The organism is bacterium, from assembly GCA_030247525.1.
Classification (GTDB): Bacteria; Electryoneota; JAOADG01; order JAOADG01; family JAOADG01; genus JAOTSC01.
This window is the reverse complement of record JAOTSC010000017.1, coordinates 1-17,729: the sequence shown is the minus strand read 5'-3', so window position 1 is coordinate 17,729 and position 17,729 is coordinate 1. Positions and strand designations below refer to the sequence as shown.

At 48.1% G+C, this 17,729-nt stretch carries 11 protein-coding genes; 2 read left to right on the top strand and 9 right to left on the bottom strand.

The window, feature by feature from the left end; translation table 11 throughout:
* Window position 1: 1 nt before the first annotated feature.
* Window positions 2-508: a cytochrome c family protein gene (locus tag OEM52_02965; GenBank protein ID MDK9699099.1), complete on the bottom strand. Its 507-nt coding sequence runs from the start codon at window positions 506-508 to the stop codon at window positions 2-4.
* A gap of 374 nt (window positions 509-882) precedes the next feature.
* Here OEM52_02965 and OEM52_02960 point away from each other — a divergent pair, with 374 nt between their 5' ends.
* Complete coding sequence (locus OEM52_02960) at window positions 883-1,983, top strand: NAD-dependent epimerase/dehydratase family protein (protein ID MDK9699098.1); 1,101 nt, start codon at window positions 883-885, stop codon at window positions 1,981-1,983.
* Between the two features lie 249 nt (window positions 1,984-2,232).
* A complete protein-coding gene (locus OEM52_02955; GenBank protein ID MDK9699097.1) occupies window positions 2,233-2,445 on the top strand; it encodes a cold-shock protein in 213 nt (70 codons plus the stop codon).
* Between the two features lie 128 nt (window positions 2,446-2,573).
* Here OEM52_02955 and OEM52_02950 read toward each other — a convergent pair whose 3' ends face one another.
* The 8 genes from OEM52_02950 to OEM52_02915 all read right to left on the bottom strand — a co-directional run.
* Window positions 2,574-4,499 (bottom strand): hypothetical protein, encoded by a 1,926-nt coding sequence (locus OEM52_02950; protein MDK9699096.1) that lies wholly within the window; start codon window positions 4,497-4,499, stop codon window positions 2,574-2,576.
* Between the two features lies 1 nt (window position 4,500).
* Entirely contained in the window at window positions 4,501-6,528 is a 2,028-nt protein-coding gene (locus OEM52_02945; GenBank protein ID MDK9699095.1) for a hypothetical protein, read from the bottom strand.
* On the bottom strand, window positions 6,525-7,118 hold the full coding sequence (locus OEM52_02940) for a hypothetical protein (GenBank protein ID MDK9699094.1): 594 nt from the start codon (window positions 7,116-7,118) through the stop codon (window positions 6,525-6,527). Before OEM52_02940 ends, OEM52_02945 begins: the two co-directional genes overlap by 4 nt.
* Window positions 7,119-7,126: 8 nt before the next feature.
* Window positions 7,127-11,083: a T9SS type A sorting domain-containing protein gene (locus OEM52_02935; protein MDK9699093.1), complete on the bottom strand. Its 3,957-nt coding sequence runs from the start codon at window positions 11,081-11,083 to the stop codon at window positions 7,127-7,129.
* 7 nt (window positions 11,084-11,090) lie between these two features.
* Window positions 11,091-12,110, bottom strand: coding sequence for a PorV/PorQ family protein (locus OEM52_02930; GenBank protein ID MDK9699092.1), 1,020 nt, complete (start codon window positions 12,108-12,110; stop codon window positions 11,091-11,093).
* Window positions 12,111-12,132: 22 nt separating this feature from the next.
* A complete protein-coding gene (locus OEM52_02925) occupies window positions 12,133-14,907 on the bottom strand; it encodes a hypothetical protein (protein MDK9699091.1) in 2,775 nt (924 codons plus the stop codon).
* Window positions 14,908-15,212: 305 nt separating this feature from the next.
* On the bottom strand, window positions 15,213-16,898 hold the full coding sequence (locus OEM52_02920; GenBank protein ID MDK9699090.1) for a right-handed parallel beta-helix repeat-containing protein: 1,686 nt from the start codon (window positions 16,896-16,898) through the stop codon (window positions 15,213-15,215).
* A gap of 19 nt (window positions 16,899-16,917) precedes the next feature.
* A partial coding sequence (locus tag OEM52_02915) for a hypothetical protein (protein MDK9699089.1) occupies window positions 16,918-17,729 on the bottom strand: 812 nt, incomplete at its 5' end.

The following is a 17,729-nucleotide window of genomic DNA, read 5'->3' as shown; positions in this document are numbered from 1 at the left end:
CTTACTGGTGACAGGTATTACAACTGGTCGGCGCGTTATTCTGGCGATGGCAACTCACACAATCCCCCATCTCGAGACGTTTCGCTTGTTGCACCACATCCATCTGTTCGATTTGCCCATGACATTCGACACAGGCGAATCCTTTAGCGATATGCCACTTATGACTAAAATAGGCATGGTCGGGCAGCCGATGGATTCGCACCCATTCCACCGGTTTTCCGCTGTTATACAATTCCGTAAGTTTCTGAATCGCCGGGCGATCCGTGCGTACGATGGAGTGACAATTCATGCAGACACTAACCGGCGGGATCGTAGCGTGTGCGCTGCGTTCGACGCCGACATGACAATACATGCAGTCGATTTTATTTCCTTGCACGTGCAACTTATGGCTGAAGGCAATCGGTTGAGTTGGTTGATAACCGGTATTCCACTGGTTTTGACGCCACCAGTACAATACGAGCACAAGGATTATACCAACACTGACCGCTGCTCGGACCAGATTCTTCATCGGGTTGCAACCCTTATCCGATTGAGATTTCGAGAAATGGATTGATTGCGGGGAAGCGGATTGCGGCAATTCGAGAACTATCGCGTGAATCCAACCCACACTATCTTACACTCATGGTGAAGGGGTTCACAAATAGAGCTCGAGTTCCCCCACTTGCCCATTTGTAGCTCAGTAAAAATAGGCTACAAAATATACCGACTTACCGGAGATGTCAAGCTCGCTGAGAATCCGTCCGGCAAATCTTTCAAACTGCCGACAAAGTAAGACTTTCCAGTTTTAGGCGCAAGCAATTTCCGAAAGCAATGTGTATTTGTTCTATTTTGGTGTTAGTATTCAATGTTGTATTCTAAGGGAAAAACGCAAACAGAGTTGTTATGAACGCAGTAGTAACCGGTGCAACGGGTCATTTGGGGGCGAATTTGGTTCGGGTGTTACTCGCTCAAGGAATCCCGGTTCGTGTGATGGTTCGCTCTGAAAGTAATAAAATTGGGATCGAACGTCTCCCGGTTGAGGTCGTAACCGGTGATATCTTGCAACCGGCTTCACTAAACTCCGTATTAGCAGGATGTACTCACCTATTCCATGCCGCCGCCGTTTTTGATTTCCATCCTCACAAGAGAAACACAATTTTAGAGACTGCCGTAACGGGAACTAAAAACATTCTCGAAGCGGCAATAAAATGCTCTACCCTGCAAAGGATAGTATATACCTCTTCTACCGCAGCCATCGGGTATTCCCGTAATGCTCGTTCACCAAAAACCGAGTTGCATTGGAACGATGATTTCGATAGTCCCTATGTTGAAGCAAAAACCCGTGCCGAACAACTCGTTCATGAAATGCAGTTGGCGACCGGACTTCCAATTGTAACGGTAAACCCTTCGGTTCTATTGGGATATTATGACTATCGGTTAACACCATCGACTCAAATGGTACACCGTTTTTTAATGCAATCACTTCCGGTAACGATTCCCGGAGGGATGTCGATTGTCGATGTCACGGATGCCGCAGTTGGACATTTTTTGGCGGCAGAACGGGGCATTCCCGGGGAGCGATACATCTTAACCGGTGGAAATCTAACGATTCGCGAGTTTTATGATACGACTGCTGAACTGACAGGATTATCTGCACCAAGTTGGGAGTTGGGAAAGGCAACTGGTTCGCTTGCTGTAAAAGCGATGGAAGCGTATGCAAAACTTCGGAGAAAGGCCCCCCAGTTAACACTCAAGCGATTTCGCAGTTTATATCAACGTTATGGTTTTTATGATGCAGCCAAAGCGAAAAGTGAGTTAGGCTTTCAGCCGACAGCGGTGCGAAACGCGATAGCACGGTCAATTGCTTGGCTATTGTTAGCAAACTCGATCCCTATAGAGCGTGTAAAAAAAATGTCACTCCAAGAGGAAGTGATGCGATATCTACCAAATGAATGGGAACCGGGGAAAGTGTTTCAATTGCAATCATTTCAAGGACATCAGTAACACGAAAGCTTGTCTATGCATCCAAGCGAAATGAAAAGTATTGCCGACAGGAGTGTTTTTTTTCACACGTAATAAAAAAACCTTGTGCAATTTCAATCAGATACGTATACTCCCGCGTAGTACGTGTTTTCGGGTCGTTGTCTGGATTGTTTCCCGCACCGGAACCGATTTTCCTATGTTAGAGAATGCGGAACCCGTCAATACGATTTCTCAACTTAAGACCCACGGACCGTGGGAGTAAGGATTCTGGTGGTGAAAGGTAAAGTGAAGTGGTTCTCGAAAGAGAAAGGATACGGCTTCATTTCTCAGGATAATGGCGGTCGCGATGTATTCGTTCACTATTCGGCAATTCAGGGTGGTGGTTTTCGAACATTGGAAAATGGACAGGAAGTAGAATTTGATGTGAAAGATGGTCCCAAAGGTCCGCAAGCCGAAAATGTTCAACCGATCATAAAAGGGTAAACGCTCAATAACTTCAATCAAATTTTTTTGTGTTTGCAATGAACGCATTCGGTGTTCATGAGGAATGGTTTGCAATCAAGAGCATCCGTTATTAGCGGATGTTTTCTCTATAGAAATACGAAACTTAGCTAAGGCATATAAACTCTGAATCGCTTTGCTTCCGCTACCATTGCTTCAAATTGTTGGGGAACAGGATGAACATCGAAGTACCGTAAGGCTTCATCGATCCAACGACCTGTACGATGTTCAATACCAAACACCAACAATGCAATTGCCGGTCGAGAATCATCAGGATTCCACCGTAATGCCAAGCGGACGTCTTCCAAACCCGTCGAATCTTCTTTCAGAAACTGTAGTGCTCCCAGTTCCCCTGCTAATGATCCAAACAAAATCGTGTCACCGATAAGATTATAGAATTCCAATCGGTAGTCATATCCCTTTTCTGGTGTTGGTGCAGCAACCACTCGACGCAACGCAATGAGTTTTTCCAAATTCGGTGCCATTTGGGTTAGCGGATCGCTGCTATTGCTCCGGACGTACTGAAATGTTGTGATATTACGTGATTTAAGTGTTAACAGGTACCTACCCATTTTTTCCCGATCACGAATAAAGGAAATTGGACGCTCACTGAGTAGTGGCGCTAAATCGCCACCGATCCAGCTTACATCAGTTGCAATCAGCTCAGGTTGTTGCCTTACTACATCGGCAAATTGGATTTGCCGGGAAGCGATTCCAGAATGCCAAAACACTCCATAGAAAGTGATTGCTAAGACACCTACTGCACTCAACCATGCCGAAAACTTCGAGAGCGGTTTTTCTCGCAACGCCTGTATAGCTGCAATTGTTAAAGGAAAAGCTGCCGGAAGGAAGAAGCGCATTCCCCAATGCATTCCTTGCGCTACTTTCCCCATTGCGACAATCGATATCAATAGCCCTGCTATGGCGGCAATCCAGATGTAGTGATTTGGAAGTTTGCGAACACCCCAAGGTGCAATTAGAAGTAGCGGCAGAGTATAAATCAGTCCATTTGCTTGTATGGTATGAAACACTGGAAGCGGGTCGAGCATCCGAGTTATTAAAAACAGAAGCAGTGTCGCAGGTAAAAAAACCGAATACCATTTTCCCAAGCGCCATCCAATCATCCCAACAATGACCATCAGAACGGCAACGATTGTAATCCACCAGTCGCCCGCTCCCAGCACGAGTTCCAAATAAATCAGAATTGGAAAACGGACATTACTACCCGGCGTTAAAACAGTTTCTCCGGTTTCATAGTTTGACAACACTTGCAACGGCAACCATGTCCCGGTTAACTGGTGTTGAATCCAGGTTCCAATCAACAATCCAGTTATCAATCCAGTGGTCCCCCACAACCGTTGTCGATTTGCGAGAAACACCCATCCCGCGATGATTGCCAGCAGACTCCATGCAACCATTTCCGGGCGAAACCATGGAGCAAACCCAAGTAATAATCCTCCGAGCAGAGTTACCAAATGTCGTGAACTACGTAAGTACACTACACCAGCACAGCCTACGAAAGCAGCGAGCGAGTGTTCCCAATAAGTCGCACCATACACTGCGACTGGGGTAGCGAATAGTAAAACGAGTAGTAGTAAATGGGGATTGAATAGAAACGGTTTGGTATACCAAAGCAGCAAACCAAGCAACGACATCGTCGCCAATAATGTCCAAAACCACCAGAAGTTCTCACCCCACCAGCGATACACCAAACCATTCAATACCATCGGTACTGCAGGGAATACTGGATAGATACTTCCATTGACCGGGTAGAGATACGGTTTTGGAACCGGAGGAAACTGAAATTGATTCAACCACGTGGAATCACTCTCCGGTAAGGAAAGCTCGCTCGTCTCAGCATAGATTTTTGCACCGTACCATTTCAAACCAGAATCGACATTGGTGATTGGGGACGGTTGAACGAGAATAAACAGGATGAGAATTATCGATGCAATCGCCAAAGACGACCACATCTTTACTGGAGTGAAACGTCCCCCCTCGATAGGAGGGGGGACGGTAGTACTACGAAGATTCATGTTACTGCAAATCGAAATTCGGTGGAGCCAACAGCCAATTCAACATTCTTGCAAATTGCTCGGAACCGGTAGTCTGGTTTACAAAGTACCACGGATAGGAACACATTACCGTTCGAGTTAACAAGAGCGATACATTAGTTCCACCAACAGTCTGTGTCGCTTCATAGGTCGTACAGACTGGTTTATTATGGCGCTCAGAGGTCGCACGGTAATAGTAATACACCGCCAATGTATCGCTGTTCCGCCAAGGCTCGCCATAGGGATAGCTAATGAAGGCATAACGACCGGTAATCGACCGTACTTCACCACGATAGTTGACACTTCCATTGTTTCGTTTGGTAAGATTAACTACCGAGTCGATACTCTCCAAGTCTCCGTTGCGCTGGATTTGAATCAAGCAATTTGTTGGAGTAGGTGGATAAGTTACAATTTGGCCGTTTATCACTTGAACATCAGTACCAATCACCGTTGCATCTTCACCACCGACATACGGGTTTAACGTGTCGGTGTTCGAGACAAACGTAAAAACAGTTCGCGATGCACCAACGCGCTCAATGTAATCTACTCCCGGCAATCCAGTATAGGGAAGATTCGCGGCGGTGAATGGAAACAATAGATTGCGCATCCGGGTAGAGTCGAAATCGGTCCTCTCAAACGGATCGAATGCCGGAGATGTGCCGATGAATTCTGCTCGATTTGGCGTGATATAGTTTCCAGCATACGTTGCATCGTAAGGAAGATTAACGCCAAAATAGGTATTAAAAAACGCCAATTTCGCGATTGCGTAATCTGTTGCCGCATTCGCTGGAGGTGGAAATACCACGCGGGACAATTGACGACCGGCAATCATCATGCGACCACCAACCTGCAAGTACTCACGGAACAATTTAATCTTTTCGTAGTTGTAAGCATCCGAGTTGACTGCCGGAAATACGTCTTGCATCCAAAGGATTACACGATATCGTGACAACAGAATTTTCGGCGGCAGACTGTCAACCAACGCTCCACCATGAATGTAAAACTCGACATCGTGCGGTTCGTTTTGGTTGTAAGAAAGATACTGGTACTCGGGATAGGATGTCTTGATATCACTCAACAACTTGGTATAGTAAGCACGAGCTGAATCCGTGTGCAGCAAATCATTACGGTTGTTGCCGTTTCTTGCGTTCGAACCTTCCATGTAGATCAATACGTTTCGATCATAGGTCGGCCGAAGAATTGAGAAATACAAGACTCCAGGTACTTTCGAGACCGTTAAACCGTCATCCCGAGAGTATACTTCGAAACGATAAGAACCAGTTTCCAAACCAGAGAGCACGATGTTCTTGGTAGTTGACCAGTTTTGTGAGACGAATCGACCAATCGTGTCGTTTGGTGCTTTGATCAAGAAATACTTATAGGTTAAGGCAATCGTACGATCCACCCGGTCGTCGGGATCGCTGCCGCGCCAGTTGAATGTTATGCCAGGCCAAAGATCATTGGTGTTTTCGATGCAGAAAAGCGTATCGGTGATATCGACCCGGTTCGACCAACTGTCATCCGGTGCCCGTAATTCTGGAGCGTTTGGTGGTTGGTTGGTGCGATCGAACCGACGGTAAATCACTGGTGATTCGCCACCACGGTTGTCAGTTGCTTTCAAATAGAAGATATGTTGCGTCGTATCGCCAATCGAAGTTAGCAAAATCACGGTATCACTGGTGGAAGCGGTCGTTTTCCAAGCGTCGCGTGGGATCTGCGGGACATAGGTAGTAGGATTGGCTAACGCTGCTGGATCGATGATGTCTGCGTAGCTGTAAAGCTCGACAAATCCATCGGGGTCTCGACCGAACCAAGAAATGATTGGAGCAGCATTAAATGTTGAGCTATCACGTGGCGTCGTTGCAAACTCGACAATTGGCAACTGATTCGCTGTTTGCGAACCATCATATTTTGCACAGCCGGCAATTGTAAGCAACATACCAGCGACAAGGAGGGTGGCGAACCACCATCGCCGTGAAGCCGACGTAGATTTGAGGGAAATTATACTCATCGTCGTGTCCACTCCTCAATGCGAATACCCAATTGCGTTCTGCCTTCGATGGTCGAGACATCGACGCTAAAGGTAGGCTCTACTTCTTGCAGTGCTGTCAATGCTGTCGCATAATTGCCGATTAAGAACCGGCATGCCGCTCGCAAAACTAACAAGTCCTGGCGATTCACCGACTCGTCGTGAGAGAATTCCCAAATCGTCGAACGGCTTAGTAATACGGTCGCTGCTGCTTCAGCTTCGCTATACTGGGCATTACCGCGCAATGCAAAAGCTTTGCCCGCCTGTGCATCGTTCGAGTTTGCGGAAACCCGCAACACCGATTCAAACGCATTTATTGCGTCTGTCAAACGTGGCGGTGTAACCCGCATGTTAGCCCACCCCAACCCAATCGTTGCATCGGTATAACCCGGGTCAATACTCGATGCTAACGAAAAGTTCGATAGCGCTTCAGTGTACTCGCCAACTTCAAACAGCTCCCAGCCGGTGTTGACGAGCGAACGCGGATCGCCCGTGGGTCCTGTTGCGTCGTCGCTGTCTTTACAGCCGACAATCAGCAACACCGTGAAGAGAATCGGTATGATCTTTTTCATCGGTTGTCCTACTTCATCAAGACCAGTTTACGTACCGCCGAATTCGCGGCGCTTTCGGCTTTCACCCAGTAAATACCAGCAGCAACTGGAGCGCCATTGCTTGTCGTTGCATTCCACCGGAGGGTGTGCGTTCCGGCAGAAATATCGCTATTCAGTAAGACTGCAACGGTGCGACCCAGCAAGTCATACACTGTAACTCGGTAGTATCCAGCGATCGGTGCTGATAGCTTCAACGAGGTCACAGGGTTAAATGGATTCGGGAATGCATCAGATAATGCGAATTCCGTAGGTAATGAAACGACAGGTGTCAAATCTTCCACCGCCATGATGCGATAGGTTCCAGAACCGGTAACATCGGCGGTAGCACTGCCATTACTACGCGTTACTGAAGCTACTTCCATCCAGTTTCCATTGCTTTGCTTTAACAAAGCAAATCGCTGGCCACCCGGCAATTCACCATCAAATGTCAGAGTAACAATACGATTTGAAGACGCGCCGATTTCAATATCCGGACCAAATCCGGTCGCCTCGCTCGAAATTGCCAATGTCGCACGGACGAATCCAGCCCCTTCCGAAACACCAACCGTCCATGGACCAATTGCCATCGTGCCCGATTGAACGACTCCGACCAGACGGGTTACACGATATCGTTCTGCTGGATTCGCAGTATTATGACCTATCGCAGTCACCGTTGCCGATCCGGTCGTCGTGATCCGACTGCGGTAGATGTCGGTTCCGTTGGGCAGAACTGTCAATGGCAAGTATTGCGGTGTTCCCGAAGTTGGTACGAACTGCAAAGAATCAACCGTAACATTCGGATCGATTCGATAGATCGCAACGTCCGGTAGAGCGCCAATTCCCGGATTGTCCATCAAAAGGATGCCCATCGCATTCAACTCGCCTTCACCGGACTTCGGTCCGCCGGTGAGTCCAGCATCATTTCGCGCTGTACCCATCGCTGGTGGGAACCAATAATCATTCTTCGATGGGTTCGGATCGCCGGCATCGATTGCTTGAGCTCCGCTGACTAACTGGAAATTCACCGTATCGTTATTCCACAAGGCGAGCGGAGTATATGCGCTATTCGACCGCTCGATCAACGAAAAACTGATCAACGGATTAGAATAGCTACCGAGAGGCCCGGCAAAATCAACTGAACCTTGCGTTCCGGTAATAATCGAAGAAGATATCTTTGCCACCGACTGCGACATGTAGCCGATAGTTGCAATGGAGTCGCTGATGTTATTATGGAATACGCTGTTGTTAACTGTTGCTTCAGAGTTGTCGAACATGGCGACCACACCACCGTATGCCGCGTGATTCCGCAAGAAGAGATCGTTGTACGAAATAACTTCTGAACCATTTCCGGCATGAATCACACCACCGTTGCCGGTAGCTCGGTTGTCCGCAAATACACTGCGGATAGTTGTAGCCCGGCTATCGACCAAAGCGATCACACCACCATTGGTCGCGGTGTGATTTCTCAATTCACAACGAACTAACTTCGCATTGCTTAGAAGTAACTTCATTACAGCGCCATCAGTGGCATTACCGCCGATTATTGAGCAATGGTCAAGGGTGAAGTTTGAGCGCGTGGCTGTAATCATTGGTTGTCGAACAGTAATGTCGGCGTCAGGGCCAGTTATTGTTACGAACGATAACTTGTTGTCACCCGATGTTTCATTAAACACCAAGAACGGTGTACGGAAGTTAGATGAATCTTGAGCAGAAAAAACGATTGGTTGCGTCTGGGTGCCTTCAGCGATAATCGTGCCTTCCACCTTCAGCGATGAACCCGGTTCAAAGAGAATGTGAACGTCGGGGCGAATTCGAAGAGTCGATGTTCGCGGAATCGATACTTCACCGGTAATCACATAAGGAATACCGCTGGTTGCCGGTTCCAGAATCCCGGTTATTGAATTCGAGATGTACTCACCATATTGAATACCCCGTCCAATAATCCGGATTGTATCCAGTTTCCCATCATTAGTGTAGACAATACCGCGTACTGTATCGGTACGGAGTGCTGTTGGCGCGAAAACAATCGGGATAAATCCAGTATCGGGACGTTGTAGTACGGTATCGGCGATGCCGATCAAAATCGGTGAAGTAAAATTTGCTCGAACAATCGGATTGTTGAATACAACACTGTCAATTTGTAATGTTGCATTTCCGTTGTTATAAACCCTTACCTGATAATCCCTGGTGGAACCTTGTGGAACAAAGCCCGCATGATAGAATGTATCCGACTCAAAGAAAGAACCGCGGGAGTAACCGTGAACATAAATCGATCGTAATGAGTCGTTATTCACGATGGAAAGCCGAGCAGCAAAATATCCCACATTGTCCGGTTCAAATGTAACATTCAGTTGCTTCGTCGAGTCAACTGGGATTCGTGCCGCCCCAGTTAAAGTTGATCCAAAACCACCGTCAAACACCGATCCGACTGAAATCGCGGAAACGCTTAGTTCGGTAGTACCGCTATTCGATAACACTGCACGTAAGGTGTCGCGTGAGTAATTTGACCGCTCGCCGAAATTCAATGTGTCAACATTTACATTTATTCGGGGGTTGATACCGTTGCCTTGCACGACAATCGTGTCATAAACATAATTCGTGTCGCGGTCATTCCAACGCCACGTTATGTGCGAACGCTGCACGCCAATCGTAGTGGGGCGCCAGTACACTTTAAGCTCAAAAGTGCTATCTGGATACAACGGTCGAAGACTATCGATTTGTGTAACCAGTGAGTCGCCATATTGGATCAGGACGATAGAATTATCCGAGTGCATGTTCTTGATGAACAACGGAGCTAATGGAGCCCGTCCAATATTACGAAAGCGCTTTGTCGCACTAATCTGTTTACCGATTTTTAAATCCCCCAATTTTATCGTATCGATGGGACTGGGGAATATTTCAGCAACAGCGACCGACTTGGTTGCTAAACTTGTTTGTCCGTAATAGCCGACATTAACCCGACCGCCATTCGGCAGCAATTCTGCACCGACCGGTTCGTTGGGATCACCGGCGTCGATCAAAGGACTTACAATGCTGGGGCTCCATGGTGGAGTTTGCGTCCAATGAGTGCTGTTCAGTTCAGTTGATACATTACCATTGCTGGCGGAAATCGCTCTCCAGTAACTGTAACGCGCAACATATGCGCTACCATCGCCGATTTTTGCGATACCGCTATCTAATGGGAGTTCATTACGATAGAGAACGCAGTGAGACAATGACAGATTAGAACTTGAACCAACCAAAATCGCCCCGCCATTGGTTTGAATCGCAAGTGGGATGTAATTGGAAACAGCGGTTACAAATTTGAAAGTAATCGTGGAGAACCACATGTCAACGCCGCCGCCGCCCTCAATAGCGTTACAACTGTCGATCAATGCGTGCTCGACCGTGCTGCTGGAAAACCAGAAGTGCATTGCACCACCGTAGAATGCCGCTTTGCAACGATAAAATTCGACGAACTTTATCTTTGGGCTGCAACCTTCGACATACAATGCGCCGCCGTTATTCTCTGGCCAAACGCCACTGGCACGAAGACGAGCAAACTTTGCGTAACGTATTTCCGAGAAGTTGTTTGCATTCGTAAAGCGGATCCCGCGACCCCATTGTAACGTATCGGTTACGGCGGGGTCGGTTTGGAACATAACGGTATCCAACGATGTCGAACTGCCGACAATGGAATCGCCGCGGACGCGCAGAGCTGCCCCGTTATTCACATATATCGCATACGGACCGGTATAGACAACGTCAACGCCCGCCTCAATGAAAAGCGCCGAATCGGGAGGCACGGTAATGTCTCCGACTATCCGATAGGGACTGAATCCTCGTGTCCAGTTTCCGGAAACCGAACCGGAAACGTCGACCGCTATCGCAGGAATGGCAACCGCGCATATTGCGGCAATCACCAAAACCAGTTTGACGAGGGAACGTCGGTTCAATGGATGGTTCACACTACCCTCACTTCATTGAATAACTGAGCGTGAAACGATGCAAGTCGCCGAAGTAACCAATGTTTGTCAACGCATAGTCGACTGACAAACCCATTGGAAGCTTGACGCCAAAACCTACCGATGCGCCGTCGAATGATATTCCGCCATCTTCATCGAAAACGGGATACTCGACAAACGGATCGTTACTGGTGCGATTTCCTTGGTATTTTTCCCAAGAATCGCGAGTTACACCGTTAATCTTCTTGCCAAGACGGAACTGGACAAAATTCCGCCAATCATACTCGGCACCAATTGCTACCATTTCGATGTTATCGTTGGGATGCCACCCTTCAAATGCCACCAAAACCGTATGGTCATTCCTCTTGTAGACTTCAGCAGCGCCGCCAAACTTGAAAATCATCGGTAAAGTATGTTCGGTCTGGATGTACTTTACGTCCGGTCCAAAATTCTGGATCACCATAGCAATCCGAATATTTCGCCAGCCGGTTTCGTAATAGGTGCCGACATCGGCCGACCACCCATTCGCGGAAACATCCGCCAAATCGGATCGAATGTAACGTCCGGTAAAGCCAACTGAGAACTTATCGGTTAGCCGCTGGCAGTAAGAGCCGCCAATTGTCCATTCCGATACGTTGAAGGTTCGTCCAGTACCATAAGGCATTTCCGGTGTCGTCTCAGTGATATTGTCTGTAGTTAATCCTGATACGAAAGCTCCGGCAACCCCGTATACTTGCGGCATCGGATAAATACCAGCGACATAATCGTACTTCACACCGGCCGGATAACTCACATGAGTAAACATGAATTTCGGCTGTTTCATGACGATCATTGCGCCCGGATTGTAGTAAGTCGCAGAAGCGTCGTTAGCGATTCCGATGAATGCTTCGCCCATTGCGACAGCGCGTGCTGATGGCCCGATCTTCAAGAACTGGAAGGTCGAAGTGCCGACCTTCGCCTGCGCAAACACAAGCGCCGGCAGCAAGAGGAGAGGGATCAGCCTGATTATATGCAACCATGTGCGTTTCATTAGAAACTCCTCGGCTCAGCGATCAGCGAATCACAACAAATTTACCGGTCTGCATCGTGCTTGATCCGCCTGGGGTTTTATCCTCAACGGAGAAGAAATACAAGCCACTTGCAACCATTTGCTCATTCCGGTTCTGGAGATTCCAGCACTCGGCATAATCGAAATTGACACAGAGATTGTTGTCGCCCGCGATGTTATGCGGGATAGCTGTTACTACATCACCCGAAACAGTGAAAATTCGAATCAACGCTTGCTTCGGAAGATTGTAGAACCATATTCTCCGGTCTTGTTGTGGGAAGAAGTCGACAGTACCATCATCCTGATTTTCCCACTGTAATCCACCCGAATGCGAAACAGTGTAATTCTGATCTACCCGGTACGGATTCGGTGCAACTCCGACCTTCTTCGACGGTTCACCTGATGGTGCAGTTCGGAAAGAGGTCGCGGTTTTCGATGTTTCCAGCGACTCGGTACCACCTTTCGGATCGCCAAAGTCGTAACAAGTAACCGCATAGTAGCGAGCAAAAATCGGCGCAACATTCTTGATTTCGTATTCGTAATACTTGTCCCAATACGTCGTATCGACCGTCACACCACCACGAGTAATTCGCGCGGTGACTCGCATACTGTCAATAATCTCCGCAAAGCCCGTATTGGCACCGACTGGTCGCCGATAAACTGGATTACCATCGGTCCCGGTTCTAACCAATGGATACCATTCCGGATGGAGGTCGATGGAATCCTGCGGCACTGGAATCGTCACTAATGAATCATTGCCGGCATAATAAGCGTAATCCGACTGATCCCATTGCTTTATAAACGAGAATTCACTTTCCAGTCCGGTATTCGATACATACAGCCGATAACCTTCAAAGTCCTGCAATCCCGAGAAAGGATCGGAGTAGGCGGGGTCTTCCGAAGGCATTGGTCGCCAGCGAATCTTGACCGAAGTTGCCGTCGTAAATACGGAACACACCGGTGCCGGGGGCGGGGGCGGTCCGAGGAAGTCGGGTTCACAGTCACCCGGATCGAGAATACCGTTGCCCGAAGTATAATCGTAACGTGCCGGTTTCCAGGGATGAATGTCTTCGGTTCGTAAAGCAAATTCTGTTCGGGTTTGATCTAACGAATCGATCCGACCGTTGTTCTCCGTGCCGTCGGCATCGGGACCGGGATAGATATCGTGATAAATACCATCGATCACGACACTGTCACCTGCTTGTTCCGCAAAGAGACCATCAGTACCGACATCTTCGCCAAACCACCCATCGCCGTTTGGATACCGCCGCGTCTTGGTATCTTTCATCGGATTGTCGTAAACACGGGCGGCTTGAGCGGCGGCACGTTGCAGCAAGTCAAATCGGAAACGGCTGTTATTAATATTCGTGTTACCGATTTGCGGGTTGTTAGGATCGTGGAACCCTTGCCCCATCACCAATGCAATTGTCATCGAGAACTGTTCGCCGGGATTCAATCGGTAAACTCGGTTCCCTTGTGGATCTAAGTAATCGAAGACACCTAACGGACCCCACGATAACAAGAATCGGGTATCGTAACCATTGGCTAAATCGGTCGCATTACCGGCATCAGGTACCCGCCATTCATGCTGAATCGCCGGATTATCTAAATCGCGTTGGGGATGTTCTTCGATCCAAGTTCGGTTATCGACGCGCAATTGATCATAATCGAATTCGCGATTCGACAATACGTGGTACTTCCGCTTATCACCCATCGGGGTACCATAGGAAGCCGTCCAGTTACCTTCCGATTCATCATCGATCCAAGATGGACCAAAGTCATTGGCAGCTGTTCCAAACGAAATCCACCAGTTGTAACTGGTCTTCAAGCGGGGATTCGGAGCACGTAACACTCGAGCGCCAAACACATCCGGTACAGTAAACTCTGAACCAGAAGCAACGGTATGGGGACGACCGTCGTTGTCGGCAATCCATGCGGTATTGATTACAAGTGAATCCTGAGATCCGTCCGGACGAACCGGTGGATAGTAGAACTCTTGAAAACCTGTGATATCATCGGTATGACGATCGCCTTCACTGACAAGACCGACGTCGGCATCCATGTAGAGCCCGATGTACAGGTTCTTCAGATAGTTCGTGGCGATATTTTTAAACTCATAATCGATGATGATAAAATTCTGTGCGTAGTTGTAAGTCCAAGCATAGCTGGATTGTTTCACTTCAATACCCAACGGGAAGTGAGGACCATCGATCTCGTCGTTAGAATTGTATAGTGACTGGCCTTTAACGGTATCTGTGTAGGTAGCTTCAAAATCTTGTTGACTTACCGCGTTGGTCGTATCGGTGATATAAGCGCCAAGTCGGTTGTAAGCGTTCAGTTTCGTGCTACGCTCGATAATTCCGCTCGAAGAACCTTCACCCGGAAAAAACTCACCTCGCGGTCTTCCATTCGGGTTGGTCCATCCGTCAATACCGACCGAAACCCGCGGAAACTCGGAACCTTGCGAGCGAATCATTGCACCAACCCACAATGCTCCCATGAACATGTATTGGCGATTTGAACCACCAGGGTACTCTAATTGTGGTGCCCAGACACCGGGATACTCCGGATCAATTAATGCATCACCGTCTTCGCGACCGAGGTTTCCGAAGAAGCCATAATTAGTAATATTCATCCAAATGCCGCTGGCTCGATGGACACGGTTTTCCATCTGCAAGTTATAGACTTGTGCGGAGGGCGGATCTTTCCGAACCGGCCCGCGGGGCGCAACACGCGGAACTTCCATCGCGGCCCACACCGTCGAAGTCAGCAATGCCATTAGGAAAAGAGGAATCCTGCTTAGCATCCAATCAACCCTTTCCGTCAGTGTTTAAATAAACCGAGGCCGCCATAAGCACCAAGGTCCGTGCCATCGCTGGCGCGGTGAAGAGCTGGTGACGTGGTTTGTAAATGATAATCCGTTGGCGTTCCACCAATAAACAGTGGATTTCTGACTATTTCCGTAGTATCGAATGGGAGCGCCCGAGATGTTAAGTTTTCGATTACGACCAGTAAACCCGTCGAATCGGCACCAGAACGATAAAACAGATTGTTCGAGTGGGTTAGCTGAGAAGAAATCTTGAACTAAATACCATTTAACGAATTACTCGCAATGATCGAATTCGTAAGCGTGGGATTCGAGTTTGAAATCACCGACATCCCGTTATACTGGTTATTTGCAATCGTCATAAAATTGAAAACCGGATTGCAAAGTTGTTCGATTCGAACACCAGATGTGCCGTTATCGACAATGAGACCATTCGAGAAATGAGGCGATGAGTTATTGGTAATATTGATTCCAGTACCCAAACCATTGCGAATTTTGAATTTCTCAACAGCAGTAACAATGTTCAACTCGCAACTGATACCGTAATGGCCAAACCCGTTTATATCAAGATTCCGGAAAGTACCAGCAGCACCGTTCAAAAGGTGAATTCCATCGAACAGCGACTCTTCGACATACACATTGTTGAGCGAAATCGCAGCCGCATTCACAGAGATGCCACCAATCGCAATATGTGAGTTAGGGGTGAAATTGCTGGCATACTTCACCTTGCAATAGCTCATCGAACTGCCAGTTGCGCTATTCCCGTCAAAGTAAATATTCTTCCAGTCGCCACGGTCAGGCGCTTCTTTGTTGGAAGTAAAGGTTATCCAGTTGTCATTCGTACCGTCGGCATGCAACGTTCCCATAACATGCATAGCATACAAGCCGTCGAACTTGAAAACTGTTCCGGGGGCGATCGTTACTGTACAGTCTTGGGGTACGGTAACATCATAAACGACTTTAAAGGTTCCGGGTCCGATGTGACTCGGCAACGGACCAAAAATTTCATAGGGTGACTGATGATAGTAATAAGCACCCATGTCGGTTCGGGTGTTATCGGGATCGTCAGTAAAGGAGGCATCTCCCTGATCGATTACTGGTGAACCGGGTAACAGTGTAAAATCGAAATTATCGGGGTCGGCAAACATTGGGTCAACCGAAATATCACCAGGCATCGCTTGGATAACTCGCCCTAATTCACTTACACGCGGTGGATTGGAAACGTTGTTCCAAATATCGTTCGTGTTGCCAGTTAATGAACCACCACCGGGTAATGCTTCACGGATAGCTGCGTCGTCATTCGTAATAAAGATTGAATTCGTCACAACGATTTGTGCGCCATGACGAACCCGAACACCATTGAATGCATTTTTAAAGAAGATAGAGTGATCGACCCGGGCATACCCTTGTCCACCCTGCACATCTACTCCATCCCAACCCGAACGGGCAAAGCTGCAATTCTCGACTACCGCTTTTGCATCGTGTACCGACAGAATGCCTTTGAAGACATTGCCTACCGTTGCGATTGTGTCGGAAACCAATTCAAACTTTGAACCCCAACGGAAGTGTACAAATTTAAATTTCGATGTGTCGGTGTTGGTATGGAGGATAACACCACCCCATACACCACGGTCGGGACTGTTAACGCCAGTAGTAAAGATAATCTCGTGACCTTTACTACCAATCGCGACAATCTTCCCATAAACATCAAGTTTGACACCCCGATCGAACTGGATTTCAGTACCCGGTTGTAAGGTCAACGTTTGACCTGCCGGAACTGTCAGATCGGCAGTTGCAGTGAAAACACCGCCATGCGATCCTGACCAGTTACCGGAAATCGGCGTTCCTCTTGTGATATCTGGCGGGGTACCCTCGTCTTTGTCGCATCCGACAATCATTGCCAGCAACAAAAAGAGCACCGCCAATAAGATTCGTTTCTTCATTGATTACTCCCAGCTCCCCTTATTCCCAAGACACGCCCAACCGAAGCAATATCTGTCTTGGTTGGCCGAAGTTACGGGGGTTGGCATCGTATTCTACGCGATTGTCAAACGGATTATACGTCGGGTTTTCCGGGTGAACCGCTTGATAAGGATTCCCGGTCTCAGAATACAGACTGTTAATGTTTTTGTGATTCCATACATTGCTGATATCGATACCAACAGTGAAGATTGTACGGCTCTCACGACCGCCGCTTGCCGGTTTACTACCGTAGCGGAAGTACTTCTCAAACTTCAAGTTGGTGGTTTCCGTCCATGGATACCGTGCACTGTTCGTCGGAATCGTATTGGCGTCTTGTCCGGTGGTGTACTTCGACGGGGTATATGGTACACCCGATCCATACTGGAACTCAACCGACATCAGCCAGTCGTCCAACGGAACCCGGACGCTACCCAGTTGCGGGAACTTGCCTTCGCGGAATTGTAAAGCGGTGCTTGCATTGATGCGGTGTCGCTCATCCCAATCCAACGGATATTCTTCCGTATACGCGGGAACACCCAACAACCGGTTCTGCGCATCGGCATCTTGCGATGAGCTCTTGCCGGCGGTAAACGAGAAGTCGTATGTCATGTTTGCCCGGAATTCACCGGTGTTAGCAACGTTCTCAAAGGTGTGGTCAACATCGATTTCAAAACCGCGAGCACGACCATACGCTTTATTTGCATAACGGTCGACTGTCAACGGACCATAGGTTTCAGTCTGAGTACCAATGAGATTGAAATAATCCTTATAGTAACCCTGCACCATGAAGGTAGTACCGGTGGGAAGTTCGG

Coding starts and splice junctions, on each gene's coding strand:
- OEM52_02965 (MDK9699099.1), bottom strand. CDS start 508: ATGAAGAATCTGGTCCGAGCAGCGGTCAGTGTTGGTATAATCCTTGTG.
- OEM52_02960 (MDK9699098.1), top strand. CDS start 883: ATGAACGCAGTAGTAACCGGTGCAACGGGTCATTTGGGGGCGAATTTG.
- OEM52_02950 (MDK9699096.1), bottom strand. CDS start 4,499: ATGAATCTTCGTAGTACTACCGTCCCCCCTCCTATCGAGGGGGGACGT.
- OEM52_02945 (MDK9699095.1), bottom strand. CDS start 6,528: ATGAGTATAATTTCCCTCAAATCTACGTCGGCTTCACGGCGATGGTGG.
- OEM52_02940 (MDK9699094.1), bottom strand. CDS start 7,118: ATGAAAAAGATCATACCGATTCTCTTCACGGTGTTGCTGATTGTCGGC.
- OEM52_02930 (MDK9699092.1), bottom strand. CDS start 12,110: ATGAAACGCACATGGTTGCATATAATCAGGCTGATCCCTCTCCTCTTG.
- OEM52_02925 (MDK9699091.1), bottom strand. CDS start 14,907: ATGGCATTGCTGACTTCGACGGTGTGGGCCGCGATGGAAGTTCCGCGT.
- OEM52_02920 (MDK9699090.1), bottom strand. CDS start 16,898: ATGAAGAAACGAATCTTATTGGCGGTGCTCTTTTTGTTGCTGGCAATG.